General features: G+C 69.3%; 18 protein-coding genes. 8 read left to right on the forward strand and 10 right to left on the reverse strand.

What is annotated here, in order from left to right; translation table 11 throughout:
* Window positions 1–36 precede the first annotated feature (36 nt).
* A complete protein-coding gene (locus RS84_RS03425; RefSeq protein WP_045256347.1) occupies window positions 37–726 on the forward strand; it encodes a DUF899 domain-containing protein in 690 nt (229 codons plus the stop codon).
* An 8-nt stretch (window positions 727–734) separates the two neighbouring features.
* The gene (locus tag RS84_RS03430; RefSeq protein ID WP_082062020.1) at window positions 735–1,532 is read left to right on the forward strand and encodes an endo alpha-1,4 polygalactosaminidase; all 798 of its coding nucleotides are present in this window, start codon (window positions 735–737) and stop codon (window positions 1,530–1,532) included.
* On the opposite strand, the gene RS84_RS03435 is transcribed toward RS84_RS03430, so the two are convergent.
* The gene (locus RS84_RS03435) at window positions 1,511–2,539 is read right to left on the reverse strand and encodes a PLP-dependent cysteine synthase family protein (RefSeq protein ID WP_045256348.1); all 1,029 of its coding nucleotides are present in this window, start codon (window positions 2,537–2,539) and stop codon (window positions 1,511–1,513) included. The two genes, RS84_RS03430 and RS84_RS03435, sit on opposite strands and share 22 nt — an antisense overlap.
* Before the next feature lie 162 nt (window positions 2,540–2,701).
* Window positions 2,702–3,604, reverse strand: a complete 903-nt coding sequence (locus tag RS84_RS03440; RefSeq protein ID WP_045256349.1) for a hypothetical protein — start codon at window positions 3,602–3,604, stop codon at window positions 2,702–2,704.
* 83 nt (window positions 3,605–3,687) lie between these two features.
* On the opposite strand from RS84_RS03440, the gene RS84_RS03445 reads away from it, so the two are divergent.
* Genes RS84_RS03445 through RS84_RS19100 form a run of 3 tightly spaced genes read left to right on the forward strand, consistent with a single transcriptional unit; the run spans window position 3,688 to window position 5,392 of the window.
* Window positions 3,688–4,347 carry a hypothetical protein gene (locus RS84_RS03445; RefSeq protein ID WP_152641737.1) on the forward strand — a complete coding sequence of 220 codons (660 nt, stop codon included), beginning with the start codon at window positions 3,688–3,690 and terminating at the stop codon, window positions 4,345–4,347.
* On the forward strand, window positions 4,344–4,904 hold the full coding sequence (locus RS84_RS03450) for a hypothetical protein (RefSeq protein ID WP_045256351.1): 561 nt from the start codon (window positions 4,344–4,346) through the stop codon (window positions 4,902–4,904). The genes RS84_RS03445 and RS84_RS03450 overlap by 4 nt, the downstream gene beginning before the upstream one ends.
* The gene (locus RS84_RS19100; protein WP_152641738.1) at window positions 4,901–5,392 is read left to right on the forward strand and encodes a hypothetical protein; all 492 of its coding nucleotides are present in this window, start codon (window positions 4,901–4,903) and stop codon (window positions 5,390–5,392) included. Before RS84_RS03450 ends, RS84_RS19100 begins: the two co-directional genes overlap by 4 nt.
* On the opposite strand, the gene RS84_RS03455 is transcribed toward RS84_RS19100, so the two are convergent.
* Window positions 5,276–6,541: a hypothetical protein gene (locus RS84_RS03455; RefSeq protein ID WP_045256352.1), complete on the reverse strand. Its 1,266-nt coding sequence runs from the start codon at window positions 6,539–6,541 to the stop codon at window positions 5,276–5,278. The two genes, RS84_RS19100 and RS84_RS03455, sit on opposite strands and share 117 nt — an antisense overlap.
* A 243-nt stretch (window positions 6,542–6,784) precedes the next feature.
* Between RS84_RS03455 and RS84_RS18575 the strand changes: the two genes are divergently transcribed.
* Complete coding sequence (locus RS84_RS18575; protein ID WP_052676191.1) at window positions 6,785–7,348, forward strand: hypothetical protein; 564 nt, start codon at window positions 6,785–6,787, stop codon at window positions 7,346–7,348.
* On the opposite strand, the gene RS84_RS03470 is transcribed toward RS84_RS18575, so the two are convergent.
* From RS84_RS03470 to RS84_RS03485, 4 genes are all read right to left on the reverse strand, one after another.
* Entirely contained in the window at window positions 7,290–8,666 is a 1,377-nt protein-coding gene (locus RS84_RS03470) for a M1 family metallopeptidase (RefSeq protein ID WP_082062012.1), read from the reverse strand. The two genes, RS84_RS18575 and RS84_RS03470, sit on opposite strands and share 59 nt — an antisense overlap.
* On the reverse strand, window positions 8,663–12,586 hold the full coding sequence (locus RS84_RS03475) for a Pls/PosA family non-ribosomal peptide synthetase (protein ID WP_045256353.1): 3,924 nt from the start codon (window positions 12,584–12,586) through the stop codon (window positions 8,663–8,665). Before RS84_RS03475 ends, RS84_RS03470 begins: the two co-directional genes overlap by 4 nt.
* A 36-nt stretch (window positions 12,587–12,622) precedes the next feature.
* The gene (locus RS84_RS18580; RefSeq protein ID WP_052676192.1) at window positions 12,623–13,396 is read right to left on the reverse strand and encodes a hypothetical protein; all 774 of its coding nucleotides are present in this window, start codon (window positions 13,394–13,396) and stop codon (window positions 12,623–12,625) included.
* 145 nt (window positions 13,397–13,541) lie between these two features.
* Window positions 13,542–14,864, reverse strand: coding sequence for a flavin monoamine oxidase family protein (locus tag RS84_RS03485; protein WP_045256354.1), 1,323 nt, complete (start codon window positions 14,862–14,864; stop codon window positions 13,542–13,544).
* 106 nt (window positions 14,865–14,970) lie between these two features.
* Between RS84_RS03485 and RS84_RS03490 the strand changes: the two genes are divergently transcribed.
* Window positions 14,971–15,297, forward strand: coding sequence for a hypothetical protein (locus RS84_RS03490; protein WP_045256355.1), 327 nt, complete (start codon window positions 14,971–14,973; stop codon window positions 15,295–15,297).
* Here RS84_RS03490 and RS84_RS03495 read toward each other — a convergent pair.
* Entirely contained in the window at window positions 15,266–16,114 is an 849-nt protein-coding gene (locus tag RS84_RS03495) for a sugar nucleotide-binding protein (protein WP_045256356.1), read from the reverse strand. The genes RS84_RS03490 and RS84_RS03495 overlap by 32 nt on opposite strands.
* Window positions 16,111–16,701, reverse strand: coding sequence for a TetR/AcrR family transcriptional regulator (locus tag RS84_RS03500; RefSeq protein WP_045256357.1), 591 nt, complete (start codon window positions 16,699–16,701; stop codon window positions 16,111–16,113). The genes RS84_RS03495 and RS84_RS03500 overlap by 4 nt, the downstream gene beginning before the upstream one ends.
* A 103-nt stretch (window positions 16,702–16,804) precedes the next feature.
* On the opposite strand from RS84_RS03500, the gene RS84_RS03505 reads away from it, so the two are divergent.
* Window positions 16,805–17,380 carry a hypothetical protein gene (locus tag RS84_RS03505; protein WP_045256358.1) on the forward strand — a complete coding sequence of 192 codons (576 nt, stop codon included), beginning with the start codon at window positions 16,805–16,807 and terminating at the stop codon, window positions 17,378–17,380.
* Between the two features lie 546 nt (window positions 17,381–17,926).
* Here the strand turns inward: RS84_RS03505 and RS84_RS03515 are convergent.
* Window positions 17,927–19,162 (reverse strand): hypothetical protein, encoded by a 1,236-nt coding sequence (locus tag RS84_RS03515; protein WP_045256360.1) that lies wholly within the window; start codon window positions 19,160–19,162, stop codon window positions 17,927–17,929.
* Window positions 19,163–19,365: the final 203 nt, after the last annotated feature.

Here is a 19,365-nt window from a genome sequence, read left to right on the forward strand (position 1 = left end):
GAGGAAGCCGTCGCCCATCACCAACGGAGGTCCACTGTGAGCACGACTCCCCTGCCGCCCATCGTCGATGCCGCCACCTGGCAGCGTGAGCTCGACGCGCTGCGCGCGCGGGAGAAGGCCGCCACCCGAGAGCTCGATGCGATCGCGGCGCAGCGCCGGCGACTGCCGATGGTCGAGCTGCCCGACTACACCCTGGTGGGCGAGGACGGCCCTGTGCGCCTGGCCGAGATCTTCGACGGCCGCTCGCAGCTGATCGTCTACAACCACATGTGGTCCGACGGCAACGAGTGGCAGTGCCCCGGGTGCACCGGCTTCACCTCGCAGTTCACGCGTCTCGACTTCCTCGAGCGCTACTACGACGCGAAGTTCGTGATCGTCAGCAACGGCCCGATCGACGAGCTGCTCGCCTACCGTGATCGCGTCGGCAACAGGATGCAGTGGTTCTCGAGCGCAGACAGCAGCTTCGGCGCCGACGTCGGTGCGCCCCCGAACGCCGGGTTCGCGCTCAACGTGTTCCTCCGCGACGGTGACACCGTCTACCGCACGTGGCATTCGAACGGGCGGGGCACGGAGCGTCTCAGCCATCTGCAGGCTCTCGCCGATCTGCTCCCCTACGGGCGCCAGGAGGAGTGGGAGGAGTCGCCGGCCGGCTGGCCGCAGCATCCGACCTACTCGCAGGGAATGGGATCCAAGGAGATCGGCGAGCTGTACGGGGCCGGGAGCTGAAGCGCGGCCTGGCACTCGCCCTCGCCCTCGCCCTCGCCCTGGCCCTTGCAGCAGGGCTCGGCGGATGCGCCGCGGATGGGGTCGAGATCGCACTGCCTCCGCCCGGGTCCGCCCCCGACTACCAGCTCGGCGGCGCCTATCCTCCGGCTGAGGTCGTGGGCGTCGTCGGCCGGGACCGCGCCGCCGAGCCCGCCGAGGGCGTGTACTCGATCTGCTACGTGAACGGCTTTCAGACGCAGCCAGGGGAACTCGAATCCTGGCCCGACGATGTGCTGCTGCACCGTGACGGCGACCCGTTGTTCGATCCCGACTGGCCCGATGAGGCGCTCCTCGACACCTCGACCGGCGATCGACGCGACCGCATCGCCGCGACGATCGAGCCGTGGATCATCGGATGTGCGGATGCCGGCTTCGACGCCGTCGAGTTCGACAACCTGGACTCCTACACCCGCTCCGAGGGAGCCCTCTCACTCGACGACAATCTCGACCTGGCCACGCGGCTGGTCGAGATCGCGCATGGCGCGGGCCTCGCGGCCGGTCAGAAGAACGCCGCGGAGGATGCCGCCGCACTGCATGCCCAGGCGGGCTTCGACTTCGCGGTGACCGAGGAGTGCGCGGCCTACCAGGAGTGCCCGGTGTACATCGAGGTCTACGGCGCGCACGTCATCGACATCGAGTACGTCGACGAGCTGCCGCGGACGTTCGCCGAGATGTGCGCTGACCCGGATTCACCGGCATCCATGGTCCTGCGCGACCGCGAGCTGCTCACGCCCGACGACGAGGGCTACGCCTTCGAGACCTGCTGAGCCTCGAGGAACGCGCGCACCTCGGCCACCGCAGGATCGACGGGCCGCACGGGAACCTCGTACCCGCGCTCGTCCAGCCACTCGTCGTCGTAGAGCTTGTCGAGATAGCCGCGTCCGTGGTCGGGCAGCAGCACGACCACCACGTCGTCCTCGGTGAGCGCGGCCGCGGTGCGCAGCGCCGCCACGACGGCCATGCCGCTGGATCCTCCGACGAACAGCCCCTCCTCCGCGGCGAGGCGACGGGTCATCGCGAACGACTCGGCATCCGAGATCCGCTCGTAGCCGTCGACCACCGACGGATCGAAAGTCGGCGGCATGAAGTCCTCGCCGACGCCCTCGACGTGATAGCCGTGGATGGGTCCGCCGGAGTAGATCGAACCCTCGGGGTCGGCGCCGATCACTCGCACGAGCCCGTCGCTGACCTGCTTGAGATACCGCCCGGTGCCGCTGATCGTCCCGCCGGTGCCGATGCCCGCGACGAAGTGCGTCACGCGCCCGTCGGTGTCGGCCCAGATCTCCGGTCCGGTCGTCTGGAAGTGGCCGAGCGGGCCGTTCTGATTCGCGAACTGGTTCGGGTTGAACGCCCCGGGGATCTCTGCGGCGAGCCGCGCGGCGACGCTGTAGTACGACCGCGGATCGGTCGGGTCGACGCTGGTCGGGGTGACGACGACCTCGGCGCCGTAGCCGCGCAGAGTCGCGACCTTGGCCCCTGCGAACTTGTCGGGCACGACGAACACCATGCGGTAGCCGCGCTGCAGCGCCACGAGGGCGAGTCCGACTCCGGTGTTGCCGCTGGTCGCCTCGACGATGGTTCCGCCCGGCTTCAGGAGTCCCTCCCGCTCGGCGGCGTCGATGATCGCGCCGGCGATGCGGTCCTTGGCCGAGCTGCCGGGGTTGAAGTACTCGACCTTCGCGAGGACCGCGGGACGGATGCCGGCGGTGACGGCGTTCAGGCGGACGAGGGGCGTGTGGCCGACGAGTTCGGCGATGTGCTGGGCGTAGCGCACGGAGGTTCTTCCTGATCTTCAGGGGCGCGCGTCTCGAGGCGCGCGCGGGTGTCGGATGGGTCAGTCGATGGTGAGCGGAGCGCTCAGCGACAACAACGACACGTCAGGGACACACCCGAACTGTAACCCGCGGGGCTCGGGCTGGCAACTCTCAGCGGTCGATCAGCCGAGATCGCCGTCTCCGTCCGCCGCACCGCGCGCGATCTCGACCCATCGGCGCAGGTACACCGCCCCTGCCTCGTCATGGATGAGCGAGGAGTGATGACGCACGGGGTAGGGCGTGGCCGGCACGCCGTCTGACGGGCGCACATCGACGTGCACGACGTCGTGGCCGTTCTCATGCAGCCAGTCGGCCATGGCGTAGTCGGTACGGGAGTCGCCCATCGTGCGCCAGGTTCGAGGCAGCCGCGCACCCTCGGCGGCGAGGAAGGAGAGCATCAGGCTCGCCCCGAGGTCCTTGCCCACGCGGTTCGACTCGATGTCGGTGGAGATGATGGTCGGATCGATCCGATACGCGACCCTCCCCTCCGCATCGGGCACACGCTCGTCGCCCCACTCGTAGCCCAGGCCCTGCTCCTTCAGCGCCGCGGCGATCGCCTGGTTGAGCGCGGGCTGGCGGTCGAGGAAGTCGCCGCTCTCGACATCCGTGAGCTGCTCGACCGAGACCATCGCGCGCTTCGTGTCGTCGAAGAAGACGAGATCAGAGAAGTCTTCGCGGACGATCCGCTCCACCTCTCGGCCGAAGGCCGGCGGCATCCGCAGGTCGTCATCGACCGTGACCTGCTGCGCACCGCCGGCGGTGATGCGCATCCGCACCGCGCCCTTCTCGCAGATGCCCCATACGTGAACGCCCTCCTCGAGGCCCGCGGCGAGAAGCGGCGGGATCACCTGCTCGCGGAGGAACGCGTCAGAGCGCCCCGTGTTGAACGCGATCGGGATGCCGAGGTTCGCAAGCTCCGCCAGATCTGTCGCGATCTCGGGAATCGCGATCGAGCGGGTCACGGGACTGGCGATGGGGCCGTCGACATCGAGAAGCAGGCCGAGCGGGGGCGTGTGTTCGGTCACAGGTCGATCCTACGGGCGCGCCGCAGGACGCACCTCGGCGGTTTCGATCGCGCAGCCTCGACGCTCCCCAATAGGCTGGGCGGGTGATCGAGGTGAGGGGACCGCTGAGGCGGGTGCGCGGAGGCGCCGTGCACGGCATCCGCTCGGCGATCTCACGCCGCGCGATCCCCGCCTGGATCACGATCGGGGTGCTCGCGCTGGGCAGCGCCGCGCTCATCTCGGCCGGCGCCTTCGCGACCGCGCGGCACGTGCCCGCGGACGTCGCGATCGGGGAAGAAGTGCGGACGCCCACTTATGCCGTCACCGTGCTCGACGTCGAGGTGACCGATGCCGTGGAGGAGCAGTTCTTGGAGGCCGACCCCGGCGAGACGCTGCTGCTCGTGACGATGAGGCTCGAGAACCTCAGCGACGCCACGATCGGCGTCGGCACCACCTCGGACCGGATCTCCTCGCGGCTGGTGGGCACCACCACTCCGCTGCTCGAGCTCTCCGGCGTGTCCGACCAGCGAGGAACGAGGGCGTGGCACGACATCACGTCCGCCGCCGCTCCCCTGCTGCAACCCGGTGTGCCCGCCGAGGTCACCGTCGCATGGCGAGTCGATTCGAGCGACCTCGACTCCGGCATCGCACTCGAAGTCCATGAAGCCGAGGTGCACACGGGGCAGATCATCCTGTCATCCGACGTCGTCACCTGGGCGCAGGGCGAACAGGTCGCGCGGATCGGCCTGGAGGTCCGCGGATGAGGCGGGCGCTCACCTGGCTCGCGGGGACCGCTCTCGTGGTGACGGCCGGAGTCGTCGCAGTCATCACGCCCGACGCCGACGCGCAGGACGGCCCCTTCCTCACGCACGGCACCGCCGGTCACCCCGTCACGTCGCGGAACCTGACCGTCGTGGTCGAGGACGCGACGTTCACCGACCGGGTCACCGTGGAGGACGACGACTGGGAGGCCGACGGCAACTGGCTCGTCGTCTCCCTGTCCGCGGCGGCGCGGCAGAGCGAGGTCGACGCTGCGCTGCGGCTCGTGAAGCTCGTGGTCGACGGCCGCGAATTCGTCGCCAGCGAGCGACCTGCGACGTCGATCGTCGGCGACGATCTTCGCGTCGGCATCCAGACGAGCGGTATGGTCGCCTTCGAGCTCCCAGCCGACGTGACCGCGGGCGAGGCGGAGCTGCGGGTGTCAATGCCGTACAGCACTCCCCACCTCGACGACGTGATCGTGGTGCCCCTCGATCTCACGGATGCCGGGCGAGAGTCCACGATAGACATCGTCGAACCGACGACGGGCGAGGCGCCGTGAGCTGGCTGCGCAGGCAGCGCGTCGCCCTGACCGCCCTGATGTTCAGCGCCATCGCCGTGGCGGGCGTGTACCTGTGGCTCGACATAGGCCCTGTCGCAGAGGCCGAGAGCGTCACGATCACCGAAGCCGTCGATGGCACGGCTGAGGTCGCCGGGCAGGAGCTCACGCTCGAGAGCGCGCGCTGGGACGAGTTCCCGGCCCCGAACGGCGCCCGCATCGTGAGCGTCCGGCTCACGGCATCCGGCGGGCCCGATTCCACGATGTGCGGGCAGGTCACGCTCACCGAGGTGCATGGCTCGCGCACCTGGCTCGACGCGGGCGACCTGGTGGATGTGCCGTACGAGGAGGGCGAGTCGTACTGCCTGGAGGAGTCAGCGCCCTACGACATCATCTCGGTGTTCGCCGTCCCCGACGATGCCGCCGGCCCGTTCTATCTCGACATCGCCGGCGAGGACGATGTCGTCACCCGCTTCCTCGTCGAGCCCTGATCCGGCATCCAGTCCTGCCTCAGGGCGTGCGATCACCGCGTCGTAGCCCGTCGCGAGCAGCGCGACCCTCAGTGGCTCGGCGACTGCGGCGATCGCGACGAGGATCACCGGCAGCCAGGCCTCCCAGAACGCCTCATCCTGCCCGCCGATCAGCTGCAGCACCGCGCGCGCGCCCACCCGATCGAGCAGCATCCACAACGCGTACACGAGCGCTGTCGCGCCGAACAGCGCCGGCCCGCCGCGCCAGATCACCGCGGCTGCGGCCCACAGCCCCTCGAGGCGCACCACGAGGGTGCGCGCGAGTGACCGCGCCGTTCCCCGCAGGGCCCGGTCGCTCCAGCCGCTGAGACGGGACTGCACGTCGAAGGTGGTGCCGTAGATCACGCCGACGATGGCCAGCCAGCCGGCCGGCACGATGAGCACGGCGATCACGATGCCGATGGCCCAGGACCCGCCCTCCCAGATGCCGGCGACCGGAGGGATGTGCACGGCGAACCAGTCGCCGATGTCGCGCAGCCAGTCTGCCCCTGCGCGGTGAGCCAGCCATTCGCGCACGCCTGCCCACCATTGGCCGACGAGGGTGAAGAGCATGAATGTCCAGAGCACCTCCGCGTACGCGGCGAGCGCGCGCAGGCTCATCGAGAGGCGATCATCGAATCGGGCGAGCACGATGCGGAGCGCGAGAGCGATCACCAGGACCGCGACCGGGAGCGCGCCGACGCCGATCATGCCGCCGCGATCGCCGAGCGCCTCCTGGCCGTAGCCGGTCTGCTCGAACGCCACGTCGCTGGCGATGCGGAAGAACGCGTCGCGGTCGGCATCCAGCATCCCCCATGCCTCGTAGAAGGCGAAGAACGGCAGGATCGAGACGAGCACGGCATGCGCGAAATCGCGCCGGTCGATCGGATCGGATGCTGCCGCGTGCGGCAGCGACGGGCGGACGGTCAGGTACATCGCGACGTACGACACCATGCGCGCGGCGACGGCGATCGGAAGGATGAGCAGTCCGCCCAGGGTCGTGTGGCCGCCGACCGTTCCGGCGAGTTGCAGCACGAGGCGATGCACGACCTCGCCCGCGAGATACCAGGCCATCAGGGCCGGCCAGTGGCCGCCCAGGACGCGCCCGAACGTGCGAAGTGCCTGCTGCATGCCTTCACGGTACCGGGGATCGGCCCCGCGCCGCGCAGGCGAGTTCGCCTGGCTTTGCGTGAGACCCGGATTCCCGCGTTAGGTGGGGATTCAGGCGTGACACCCACCTGGAGACCACGGTTCTCAGGCAGCAATGCGGATGTCACGCTGCAAGCAGGAGCTGATGCGGCGAGCAGGAGGCCGGACGGTCCGCGGTATCTCGCTTCTCGCTTCCCGCCCCCGCCGTCCCCGTAGGCTTCTCGCATGCCCGCCAGCCACGCCGCGACCGCCTGGAGCGGCCTCGTGCACATCGCGTGGGCGAGCGGGACGGATGCTCGGCGCACTGTTCTGGACCGGCTGCTGCGCGATGCCGGCAGCCCTGGCGATGCGGTCACGCACGAATGTCCGCGGTGCGGATCCGCAGCCCACGGCCCGCTGCGCACCTCCTCGGGGACGACGGTGCTCAGCCTCAGCCATGCGGGCGACCTCACGGCCGGAGCGATCGCACGGGCGGATGCCGCGGCATCCGTCGGCATCGACATCGAAGCCGATCGAGGGTCTGCCCCGCTGACCGAGCTCGCGGCCCTCTTCGCTCCGCGCGAGCCGCCCACGCTTCGCGAGTGGACCATGATCGAGGCCGTCGTCAAGGCCGACGGCCGGGGGCTGCGCATCGCCCCGGCGGACATCCGCTTCGAGGGCTCTCTCGCACGCATCGCCGGACGTTCGCCGATCGAGGTCGCCGAGATCGAGGCGCCCTCCGGCTATGTGATCAGCGTCGCGATCGATCCAGTCCGGCCGAGCCGCCGAGGCCGAGGATCGGACCGGTGAGCGGAGCCGCCTCCACATTTGCAGGCCCCGCCGGAAGCGGCGGCAGCGCGGGATCGTCGAGCCACCGCGAGAGCAGCGCGTCCAGCTCGGCGCCTCCCGCCCGCGTCGCCAGCTCCACGAAGTCGGCCGTCGTCGCGGTCGCGTGGGCGCGCGACGATGTCCACGAGCGCAGGATCTCGAAGAACGTCTGATCCCCGACCGTGAGCCGCAGCGCGTGCAGTGTCAGCGCGCCGCGCTTGTAGACACGATCGTCGAACATGGCGTCGGCGCCAGGATCGGCGAGCACGACGTCCTGGTCGAGATCCGCGAGGCGCGCGTGATGCGCGAGCGCCTTCGCGTGGGCCGTCGGGCCCCCCGACGCCTCCGACCAGATCCACTCGGCGTAGCAGGCGAAGCCCTCGTTCAGCCAGATGTCCTGCCAGCGCGCGACGCCCACGCTGTTGCCGAACCACTGGTGCGCGAGCTCGTGCGCGATCAGCCGCTCGAGCCCGTGCTCGCCGTCGATGTGATTCGCGCCGAAGATCGCCGATGCCAGCGCCTCGAGCGGGATCTCGAGCTCGTCAGGGGTGACGACGACCGTGTACTCGGCGAACGGATACGGTCCGAACGCCTCCTCGAACACGGTCATCATCCGCGCGAGGTCCTCGAGGTCGGCGTGCACCCGCGCGGTCAGCGCCCGCGGGAAGAACAACCGGCCTGAGACAGTGCCCAGCGGCATCCGCTCCTGCGCGTACTGGCCGATCTGCAGAGTCATCAGGTACGTCGCCGTCGGCACCGCGATGTCGAAGTCCCACACCGCACGGCCCTTCGACGTCGACCGCGCGGCGGGCACCGAGCCCACGACCGCGTAGCCGGGGTCGGTCACCACCCGCAACCGGTACGTCGCCTTGTCGTAGGGAACGTCGTTGCAGGGGAACCAGGTGGGAGCGCCCGTCGGCTGCGAGGCGATGAGCAGTCCATCCTCGAGCTCCTCCCAGCCGAGCGCCCCCCAGCGGGTGCGGCGCGGCTTCGGAGCGCCGGCGTAGTCGATCGAGACCTGCAGCACCGTGCCCGCCTCGACCGGGGCTCCGAGCGAGATCTTCAGCTTGCGGTCGGTCTGACTGAACCCCGCCTTGGGGATGCCCTCCACGCGCACCTTCTTCGCGCGCAGGCCGACGAGGTCGAGACCGAAGGCCGCCGTCTCCTGCGCGACGCGCACGTCGATCACCGCCGTGGCCGTCAGCCGGTTGGTCGAGAGCTTGTAGTCGAGGTCGAGGTCGTAGTGCTCGACGCGGATGCGCGCGTCGCCCGCGTGCGGAGTGTACGGATCGACGTTCATGCGCCTTCAGCCTGGTAGGCGCGCACGGTGACGGCCCGCCACGGTCCGATCGGGTTGCCGCTCCAGCGGCTGCCCGCGGGGACGGTCTCGCCCCGCATCACGAGGGATGCAGGGCCCACCGTGGCGTCGGCCGCGATGGTCGCGGCGGGCAGCACGACCGAGTGCGGGCCCAGTGTGGCGCCCGATTCGAGGGTGACCGTGTCGATGCTCATCACACGATCATGGAACAGATGCGTCTGAACCACACATCCGCGGTTCACCGTGGCGCCGTCTCCGAGGCGGACGAGGTCGGGCTCGGGGAGCCAGTAGCTGTCGGTCCAGACGCCGTGGCCGATCTTCGCGCCGAGACTGCGCAGCCACACCACGAGAGCCGGAGTACCCGCGGCCGCGTTCGCGAACCAGGGGGCGGCGACCATCTCGGTGAACGTGTCGGCGACCTCGGTGCGCCACACGAAGCTCGACCAGAGCGGATGCTCCCCCGCACGGATCGGCCCGACGAAGATCCACTTTGCCGCCGTGGTGACGGCGGCGGCGACGGCTCCCGCGGCGAGCATCACTCCGCCGGACAGCAGGATCGCGACGCCGAGACCCCAGGTCTCGGTGAGCCATGCCAGCGTCAGCAAGACGGCGAGTCCGAGCGCGCAGGTCACGAACACCGGCAGGATGCGTCCGAGCTCCCACAGACCTCGGGCCCAGCGCAGCGACTGCCGTGGACGATAGGTGCGCTCGAGATCGGAGTCGTTCACCACACGGCGCAGGCGCACCGCGGGCGAACCCAGCCAGGACGAGCCGGGCTTGGACTTCTCGGGCGCGACCGAGAGCACGGCGATCAGGCCGTCCTTCGGCACCCGGTGCCCTGCCGCGGCGAGCCCGGAGTTCCCGAGGAACGCCCTCTTGCCGATGCGCGCGGTGGCCAGGCGCATCCAGCCGCCGCGAAGCTCGTAGGTTCCGACCATGGTGTCATCGGCGAGGAACGCCCCGTCGTCGATCACGGTCATGCGGGGGATCAGCAGCACGGTCGACGCCTCGACCTCGCGCCCGACCTTCGCGCCCAGCATCCGCAGCCAGATCGGGGTGAACAGGCTCGAGTAGATCGGGAAGAGCAGCGTGCGGGCGGAATCCAGCAGGCGCTCGGTCGTCCACGCCTGCCATGCGACGCGGCCGTGGACCGGATGCGCGCCCTCGGTCAGTCCGATCGCGAGCAGCCGCACGAACAGCACGACGGCCGCGGCGAACACGAGACCGGTGACGAGCACGGCCGGCACGAGCCACGCCGCAAAGGCCCCGATCGCCTCGTTCAGCGAGCCGGCCCCGCGGATGCCGGCGGCGAGCACGAGCACGCCGGCGGCGAAGGCGACGAACGGCAGCAGCCCGAGCAGCGTGGAGGAGGCGCCGTACGCCCACAGCCATCGATCGCGCTTCGGCGGCGCTTCAGGGGCGAACGGCACGCTCTTGCCGCCCACGCGCACGGCGGGCGAGCCCGCCCAGCGCTGCCGCGCGCGCACCCGCCCGAACACCGCGGAGCCCGGTGCGATCTCCGCACCTCGGCCGATCTTCGTACCCGGCGCGAGAGTGCTGCGGGCGCCCACCGTCGCGTCGGCGCCGATGCGGATCTCGCCGATGCGCACGGTGTCGCCGTCGATCCAGTATCCGGCGAGGTCGACCTCGGGCTCGATCGCGGCGCCGTCGCCGATGTGCAGCATGCCCGTGACGGGCGGGAGCGAATGCAGGTCGACGCCCTTGCCGATGCGCGCGCCGAGGGCGCGTGCGTAGTGGATCACCCAGGGGGCGCCGGCGAGGCCGACCGCGTCGACCTGATGCGAGACCTGTTCGGCGAGCCAGAGGCGCAGGTGCACCGAGCCGCCGCGCGGATAGTCGCCCCCGCGCACGCCTGCGAGCAGCAGCCGGGCCACGAGGGCCGAGAGCGCCATGCGCCCGAACGGGGTCGCGAACACGATGAGACCGGTGATGATCGCCCAGACGGGAGCGTCGGGCAGGAAGTCGAAGCCCGGCACGAGCTGCAGCAGCCAGCTCGCCGCCAGCAGCCAGGTGATCCAGCGGGCGCCGGAGAGGATGAACAGGGGGATGCCGAGCAGGGTCTGCACCCACTGCATCCGCTTGGGTGTGGGGGCTGCTGCGGTGAAGGACCGAGCGGCCTCGTCGACCGAGGCCGCCTTGACGGCATCCGCCATCTGCGCCAGCTTCGGCAGGTCGTAGACGTCGGCCATCGTGAACTCGGGAGCGCGGGTGCGGATGCGGGAGACCAGCTGCGCCGCCGCGAGAGAGCCGCCGCCGAGCTGGAAGAAGTCGGCGCTCTCCTCGGTCGGTCGCATGCCGAGCACCGAGAACCACTGCTCGGCGAGCCAGGCCGCGGTGCCTGAGAGAGTGGAGTCGCCCGCGTCGGTGTCGGTGAGCGGCCAGGGGAGGGCGGCCTTGTCGACCTTGCCCGAGGTACGCACCGGCAGGTCGTCGACGACGGCGAGCAGCGGGATCAGCGGGGCGGGCAGGGCCTCGGCGAGCTGTGCGCGAGCGCGCTGGCGATCGAAGCCGTCCGCGGGGACGACGTAGCCGACGAGCAGGGCGATGCCGGCATCCGTCCTGCGCACCGCCACCGCGGCGGCCGTCACGTCGTCGATGGCCTGCAAGGCGGCCTCGACCTCGCCGAGCTCGATGCGCCGGCCGCCGATCTTGACCTGATCGTCGACTCGGCCCTGGAAGATCAGGCCCTCGGGGTCGGCGCGCACCATGTCGCCGGAGCGGTAGGCGCGCTCCCAGCCGAGGGTCGGCATGGGTGCGTACTTCTCGGCGTCCTTCGCCGGGTCGAGGTAGCGGGCGAGGCCCACTCCCCCGATGATCAGTTCACCGGCTTCTCCATCGGCGACTGGAAGCCCTTCCGCGTCGACCACCGCGAGCGCCCAGCCGTCCAGCGGCAGGCCGATGCGCACCGGGCCTTCGCCGTCCATGATGGTGGCGCTGGCGACGACGGTGGCCTCGGTGGGTCCGTAGGTGTTCCACAGCTCGCGGCCCTCGCCGACCAGGCGTGCGACGAGCTCGGGCGGGCAGGACTCGCCGCCGAAGATGAGCAGGCGCACGTTCTCGACCGTGTCCTGCGGCCAGAGAGCGGCGAGCGTCGGCACAGTGGAGACCACCGTGATCCCGTGGCCGACCAGCCAGGGGCCGAGGTCTTCTCCCGAACGCACGAGCGCTCTGGGGGCCGGCACCAGGCAGGCGCCGTGGCGCCAGGCGAGCCACATCTCCTCGCACGAGGCGTCGAACGCGACCGACAGGCCCGCGAGCACGCGGTCGCCGGGGCCGAGCGGGGCGTCCTGCAGGAACAGACGCGCCTCGGCGTCGACGAAGGCCGCGGCCGACCGATGCGAGACGGCGACGCCCTTCGGCGTTCCCGTCGAGCCCGAGGTGAAGATGATCCACGCGTCGCCGTCGGGCGTCGGCGGCGCGACGATCGGCAGAGCCGAGGTGCTGGGGTGCGGCGCGTCGCCGGCGAAGAGCTGGCTCGCGTTGCCGGCGTCGGCGGCCGTGAACACCCCGCCTGCGCCGATGACACCGCGCACCTGCGCCTCGCCGAAGACGAGGTCGGCGCGCTCCTGCGGGTCGTCGGCGTCGACAGGGACGTAGGCGGCGCCGGCCGCGAGGATCGACAGGATCGAGATGTACAGCGCGCGCTCACCAGACGGCATCCGCACACCGACGCGGTCGCCGCGCCGCACACCCTGCTCATGCAGCCGGGCGGCCGTGACATTGATGCGGGCGATCAGCTCGGCGTAGCTGATCGCGCCCGCCGCGTCTTCGATCGCCGAGGCGTCGGGGAATCGCGTCGCGGTGTCGCGGAGGATGTCGATGAGCGTCCGGGGATCCGGCACCTGAGCGGTGCGGTCGTATCCCTGCTGCACGTCTGCCACTGTCGGTCTGTCTGCCGTTCTCTGGTGTCTTCGCCGTCAGTCGGACAGGAGCGCGATCAGCTGCGCCTTGGTGAGGCGGGAGTAGCCGGTGTGTCCCGCCTCCCGCCCGCGGTCGCGGAGGGCGGCGACCGTGAGCGTCTCGAGGGCGGGAGCGGATGCTGTGGCAGCGGTTCGGGTCGGTGCAGTCTTCGTTGCAGCCCGGGCCGGGCGCTTCGCAGCCGTGGTCAGATCTGCATCCGCCGAGGCCTTCTCCGGTGCGATATCGGCCACCGCAGCCTCCGCGGGAACCGTCTTGGCGGATGCGGCCTGCGCGGTCGAGGCCGTTTCGCGCGACTGATCCGTGGTGCTGGATACGACAGGTGCCGCGTTCACGGCCGACGCGGCTGCCTTGGGAGCGGACTTCTTCTTCGTCGGCTTCTTCGTCGGCTTCGCCTTCTTGTCCGCGTTCGGCTTCTTCTCCGCCTTATCCGCCGCCGCAGCATCCGCTTTCTTCGCGGAGGAGGATACGGTCCGCGCATCCGCCTTCTTCTCGACCGTGTTCTTCGCGACGGCCTTCGCTTCGACCTTCGCAGCAGCCTTCTCGAGGCGCGCGGTCGCCGCGACGGCGACCTTCTCCACCTTGCGCGGCTTGGCCGTGAGCCTCTTCTTCGACGGCTGCGCGGCGTCCTTCGTCTCATCCGCGAGTTCGCGGAGCTTGCGCCCGTCCTTCTTGGGCAGTGTCTTGCTGAGCTTCTTGGCGCTCTTCGCGGCGAGCGCCGCCGCGTCGATCGCGGCCTCGGCCGCCTTCTGCGCCTTGGTCTTCGTGGCCATGGAATCCTCGCCATCCGATCGGGCGGCACCGATCGGGGGGGTGCCGCAGCGCGCCAATGCTACTCACGCCGGGTGAACGGCTGGAGAACGGCGACTCCGTGTGACGACGGGCGGCCCGTCGGTCATCACCCTGCCGTGAGTGCGCTCACACCTGCGTCCACAGGCTCTCGATCGCGATCGCGCGCCCGATGATGCGCCCTGCGGCACGATGGCCTGACAGCATCGCCGCCGGAACGGTCGCCGGGTCATCCGTCCACGTGGCCTCGCCGGCGATGTGCAGCACTCCTCCGATCGGGGTCGCAAGGTCGTCGTGATCCGCGGTCGTCGAGCCCACGGTCATATACGCGTAGGACCCGCGGGCGAACGGGTCGTCCTGCCAGGCGGTGCGGTGGATGCTGACGGGCGCGGGGACCTCGGGGCCGAACAGTCGTCGCAGCTGCGCCATCACGGCGTCGACGACGCGATCGTCGTCCCAGTCGCGGATGCCGCGGGCCGCAGCGCCTGCGGCGAAGGTGAGCAGCGTCGGCTCGTCGTGCAGCGGCGTCAGGTCGTACCAGGAGTGCCACCAGCGACCCTCGGGGCCCTGCTGCCTGATCGCATACACGTCCGCGTCCCAGAACCTCGCCGGAAACCGCAGGATCACTTTCTCGAACGCGTTCATCTCTAGGCGCGCGAGCGCGGCGGCATTCACTGCGGGAAGCGGCGGCGAGATCTCCAGATCGCCGCCCTTCAGCACGCCGACCGGCACAGTCAAGACGGCGGCATCCGCGGTGAAGTGCTCGTCGGCGGTGCGAACTCGCACCCCGTCCGACCATTCCACACCTGTGACGATCCGTCCGAGCCGGATGTCGAGGTCTTCCGCGAGACCCCTCGGCAGCTCGTCGTATCCGTTCGGGAAGACCACCTCGTCCCCCTCGATCGAGTCGTCGTCGAGACCGTGCGCCGCGAGATCCTCGATCTGCACGCCGTACTGCTCCTCGGCGCGGTGTTCGAAGTACTCCCGCACTCGCTGGGTGCGCTCGGCATCCCATCCCCTGCGCAGGAATGCCTGCTCGGTGACGTCGCGGTAGGAGGCGTCGGATGCTGAGACCGCGACCACCGCGGCCAGCGCGGCGTCGACCTCGTGGATGTCCGCGGCGAAGCGAGCGGCCTCGGCGTCCGAGAGCCTGGTGCCGTCCGGGCCGTAGTAGGCGATCGGCCGGCTGTCGGGCTGAAAGCCGCCGACGGTGAACTCGACCGCGGGCATGCCGAAGGCCTCGGCGGCAGCGGCCACCGGGCTGCCGTCGACGCCGTGGATCCACGAGGCTCCGAGATCGGTCACGCGGCCGTCGCGCATCGTGTGCACGCGCCCGCCGACTCGTTCCCGCGCTTCGAGGACGATCACGGTAAGGCCGTGCTCCTGCAGCAGCCGGGCTGCGGTGAGCCCCGCGACACCCGCGCCGATGACGATCACGTCTGCGTGCTTCATGAGGTTCCTTCCGGCAGTCCTCTCAGTCTGAAGTCGGCAGGGGCGATCGCCCAACCGGCCCGCGGACCGGACCATAAAGTCCCGCCCGCCGTGGTGAGATGGAGCCATGCCAACTCCCGAGAACGCCCTCTCGCTCACCGTCGCCGGAACTCCGGACTACCCGAGCGAGGTGCTCAAAGCGCTCTACCGCATCACCGGACGCTCCACGGTCGAGCTGCGCAACTCGATCCGCGCCGGCGAGCCCGTGTACACCGCGGCGCTCTTCGGCAAAGACCACATCGAGGTGGTACCTCGGCTGGAGAAGACGGCCGCGTACCTCGATGAGATCGGTGCGGCGTTCGTCGTGCACGAGTGGGCCGACGGCTCGCGCGAGGAGATCTCGCGCACCGTCATGCAGGAGATCATCGAGGCTGCCGACGACGAGTCTCACTGAGCATCCGCTCGTAGCCCTCGCGGAACGACGGGAACTCCAGCGGACCCGCGAACTCCCGCATGAGGCTGCCGTCGAGCACCGTTCCCCCGCTCGTCTCGGGATCGAGGTGCGGAGGCGGCTCGACCCCCAGGCGCTCCGCGATGAACGTCACCACGTCGCCCAGGGATGCCGGGGCCTGGTCGACGGCGTGGATGAGCGGCGGCGGGGATCCGGCCGTCAGCATGGCATGCAGGAGCGCGACCAGGTCGTCTTCATGGATGCGGTTGGTCCGCCGCGTGTGGTCGACCGGAGCGTGCTCGCCGACCCTGCGGATCAGTGACTCACGACCCGGGCCGTAGATGCCGGCCGGCCTCACGATGCAGGCGCCGAACAGCTCCGACGCCATGACCTCACCGTCGAGGAGCTCCTGCGCCCTAACGCTCGTCGGGGCCGGCGGGGTCTGCTCCGTGAGCGGGGTTTCACCCGCCCGCCCTTCGAGGACGCGCGTGGACGACACGAAGACGACACGAGAGGGACGGGCCGGAAGCCCCTGCGCGAGCGCGGTGAGCGATGCCCGGTACAGCCCTCCCCCGGCAGAACCGGGCGGCAGCGTGATCACGACCGAGTCCACGGCTGGGAGCTCGCGCACCCGAGGGATGCCCAGGTCGTCGGCGATCGTCGCGAACTCTGCCGGCAGGCCGTCGGTGTTCCGGCGCAGCGCGATCACGTCGGCGCCCTCCGCGACGAGCCGCCGTCCCAGCTTGGTGCCGAGCGCGCCGCAGCCGACGAGGAGGGTGCGGCCGGGAACTCGTCGCCCGCGGTCCCACCGGTCGGTCATCGGCTCTCCCCCGCCGGCGCGATCACGGCATCGAACGCGGGAGCGAGGGCGCTCGCGACGGATGCCGCCTCACCCAGATATCCGTTCACCATCGCGCCGTCGCGGAGGATCATGAGGCGCCGGCCCGCGACAACCGCGTCATCGACACCCGCTTCCGCGGCGATGCTCGTGAACTCGTCAAGCATCCGCTGTCGATGCCCGGCGACGACCGCTCGCACCGGATCGTCGGGGTCGGAGAACTCGGCCGCCGCGTTGATGAACGCGCAGCCGCGAAAGCCCGGGCTGCAGCTTGCCGCACCGATCCCCTCGGCGATCGCGCGCAGAGACGCGCGGGGATCTCCCGAGACCCTCGCACCGATCAGCCAAGCCTGTTCCCTCGCCGCCTGGACTTCGAGGTAGGCGACCACGAGGTCGCTCTTGCTGGGGAAATGTCGATAGAAGGTGACCTTGGTGATCCCGACCTGCTCGATGATGCGATCGGCGCTCGTGGCCCTGATGCCCTGCGCATAGAACAGCTCGTTCGTCGCAGCGAGGATCCGCTCCCGTGTGCCGGTGCGCGATCGCTTCGGCGCCTCATCCGTCCGCATGGTTCCTCCGAGATCGACCTGCGCGCTTGCGCAGGTATACGAAGTAGTCTACCTTGAGCTAAGTAGACGAACTAGTCACTCTATTTATGTTCTGGAAGGCACCATGACCACCTCCGCTCCCACCACCTCGCTCAGCTACGCTCGCGCGCTGCGCTCGCTCTACGTCGTCCGCTTCGCGTTCGCGATCGTCTGGGTGGGCGTGATGTTCGCCACCTCTGCGACCGCCGCCGAGCCGAACCCGCTCCTGACAGCGCTGCTGATCGCCTATCCCCTGTTCGATGCGGGCGCCGTGCTCTGGCAGCTGCGCGCGGATCCCGATCGCTCACGCACGAAGGCCGCCGAGTGGACCGGCGTCATCGTCAGTCTCGTCATCGCCGTCGCGCTCGGCATCGCCTCGTCGATCTCACTGTCGGCCGCGCTCGCCGTGTGGGGCGTGTGGGCGATCATCGCCGGGGCGCCGCAGCTGATCACCGCGATCCGCAACCGTCGAAACGGCGGACAGGTCGCCCAGATGCTCTCCGGAGGCATCTCGCTCTTCGCCGGCGCCGGGTTCCTCTTCCAGGGCCTGCAGGGCGGAGGCATGATCGCGGGCGTGGCGGGCTACGCCGGCGTCGGCGCAGTCTTCTTCCTCATCTCCGCCATCGTGCTGAGCATCCGCCTGAAGCGGGAAAGCGCCTGACCGCGAGACGCCCGGGTCGCGACGACGCCGGGGGCCGTCATGTCGCACCCCCAACGACGGATGCCGGACGCGTCGCAGGTGATGTCGAGAATTAGATGAACACTGCGGCCCATGACAGCAGGACGACGAAGCTAGGAACCAGCGCAACGAGGAGTTTTCTCGGCCGGACCGAACGAACCGCCAGAATCGTCATCCAGATCACCAACACGGTCGCGATACAAGCCACGATTGTCGTGGGCCATCCCGTCTGGTAAGCGGTGGTATCGCCGGAGATGCTCGCCCACTCGCAGTATCTTCCTGCCGGAAACGCCGTCTCCCTACTATCCAAAAGTGCCGTCATCCCCGACTCGTCAATGCCAGGAGGCACGTAGCCAGTAATGCACGCATAGCCAGCGTTACTACCGACACTGAAGAACTGATAAATAGGCATCGCGAGGACCGCCAACGTGGCTACGCAGGCGAAAATGAAGTAGACGACGGAGCTCCCGGACGTCGCCGCCCGGGAGCTCCGCTCAGTTCTCTGGTTCGTCATGGGGGTCGACACTACTAGCAGAAGCTCGAAACTCCGCTGAATCCATAGTCGGTGGAGGCCCAGCACTTAGGGGGAGCTGTCCAACCCACCGAACTACTCTCGCTCAGCGTTAGGCGGTTGCCAGAGGTCGAAGTCGTCAGCCCCATGCAATCGGTGAGCGAGAGCCACGGCTGCAGCACGCACCCGGTCGCATTGACGGACTGCACCACGCCCGAAGAAATGCGTCCTGTGGTGTCAACTCCACGGAACGCCATGATCTGGACGGAGACCTCCTGGTGCCCATCGGGATAGGCCGGAATCAGCTGCGGGGTGCGGAAGCCGATCGCCATCGAGTTGCGGTTACAGTCGTCGCTTAGGTCGTTGTAGTCAGCGTATGCGTTCACATCGGAGGCCATGGCCGTCAGACCGCTGCCCGTGTTAACGAGCGCTGCCCACCATTCGAAGTCGTAGTTCTTCGCAAATGGCTGATCCTTGTATCCAGCGGGGCATGCAAGCCCGCCCCGCACTCCTGCCTGATAGTCGGGGTTAGACGTGGTGATGTTGACCTCCATCTCGAATCCGTCATCACCCGACAGGTTCGACGTCTTGGAGTCGGTTCCATTCCAGGTGTAGTACTGGTCGAAAAGTACGCGCAACGGATCGTCCCGTTGCACGAGGACTTCTGCGTATTCCGGGAACCAATCCTCCGCCCCCGCGGGCAAGGATTGGACCCCGAAGGCCGCCTTCTCAGCGCCGACACGGGATCGAGACTGGTCCAGCAGTGATTCGATGTGTGCCGGGTCGGCTGGGTTCGCCGCAAAGATGGGGCCCGTGCTCTCGAGTACCGCACTGCGCTTCGATGCGTAACTTGTCTCCGCTTGAGCTTCGGGCACTTCGATGATGACCGCAACGAACTGGGGCTGAGTTCCGTAGCTCTCGTCGAACCTGCGCAGGAAGTCCTCCACCGATGTCTGAGGGCTCGCGCTCAGTTCCCCGACGACCTCCGCGTTCTCGAATCGATACGCAACCACCGGATAGCCGTCAACTTCCGTCGTGCTTAGCGCGTCAACGGCGCGCTGAGCTGCACTGAACGGGACGGTCACTCTCGTCATCTCGAGGCTCGCTGAGGCGGCTGCAATCGACGCAAGACCGACGTAAACTCCGCCCGAGGCCCCAACGACCGAAGCGTTCGCCGTAAGTGGTGTCGCCAACGACGCCGCGAGAAGCGCAGCGGCACCAGTTGCCGCCACCATCATCCTTTTCTTCTTCATTCCATCCCTTTCCTGACGCAATCACAGCTCACTTCGCGACAGGCATCAGGCCGTCACCGCTCAGGAGCTACGCCCATCGTGTCGCCCGAGCATGCGCATGAACATCGCTCTTCCTTTGTTCGTGGCCCTAAGACCACGAGTTCGCGATCTCCGCCTTCCGGCGGCCGAGAACGTGCTACGGGTTCCGGGGGCAGATGCAAAAT

The organism is Microbacterium hydrocarbonoxydans (genome assembly GCF_000956475.1).
Classification (GTDB): Bacteria; Actinomycetota; Actinomycetes; order Actinomycetales; family Microbacteriaceae; genus Microbacterium; species Microbacterium hydrocarbonoxydans_A.

Bases quoted from the DNA above. Each gene is read 5' to 3' on its own strand.
- RS84_RS18580 (WP_052676192.1), bottom strand. From the start codon at position 13,396: ATGGCCACGAAGACCAAGGCGCAGAAGGCGGCCGAGGCCGCGATCGAC.
- RS84_RS03500 (WP_045256357.1), bottom strand. From the start codon at position 16,701: ATGCGGACGGATGAGGCGCCGAAGCGATCGCGCACCGGCACACGGGAG.
- RS84_RS03495 (WP_045256356.1), bottom strand. From the start codon at position 16,114: ATGACCGACCGGTGGGACCGCGGGCGACGAGTTCCCGGCCGCACCCTC.
- RS84_RS03515 (WP_045256360.1), bottom strand. From the start codon at position 19,162: ATGAAGAAGAAAAGGATGATGGTGGCGGCAACTGGTGCCGCTGCGCTT.
- RS84_RS03470 (WP_082062012.1), bottom strand. From the start codon at position 8,666: ATGAACGTCGATCCGTACACTCCGCACGCGGGCGACGCGCGCATCCGC.
- RS84_RS03505 (WP_045256358.1), top strand. From the start codon at position 16,805: ATGACCACCTCCGCTCCCACCACCTCGCTCAGCTACGCTCGCGCGCTG.
- RS84_RS03490 (WP_045256355.1), top strand. From the start codon at position 14,971: ATGCCAACTCCCGAGAACGCCCTCTCGCTCACCGTCGCCGGAACTCCG.
- RS84_RS03485 (WP_045256354.1), bottom strand. From the start codon at position 14,864: ATGAAGCACGCAGACGTGATCGTCATCGGCGCGGGTGTCGCGGGGCTC.
- RS84_RS03455 (WP_045256352.1), bottom strand. From the start codon at position 6,541: ATGCAGCAGGCACTTCGCACGTTCGGGCGCGTCCTGGGCGGCCACTGG.
- RS84_RS18575 (WP_052676191.1), top strand. From the start codon at position 6,785: ATGCCCGCCAGCCACGCCGCGACCGCCTGGAGCGGCCTCGTGCACATC.
- RS84_RS03450 (WP_045256351.1), top strand. From the start codon at position 4,344: ATGAGGCGGGCGCTCACCTGGCTCGCGGGGACCGCTCTCGTGGTGACG.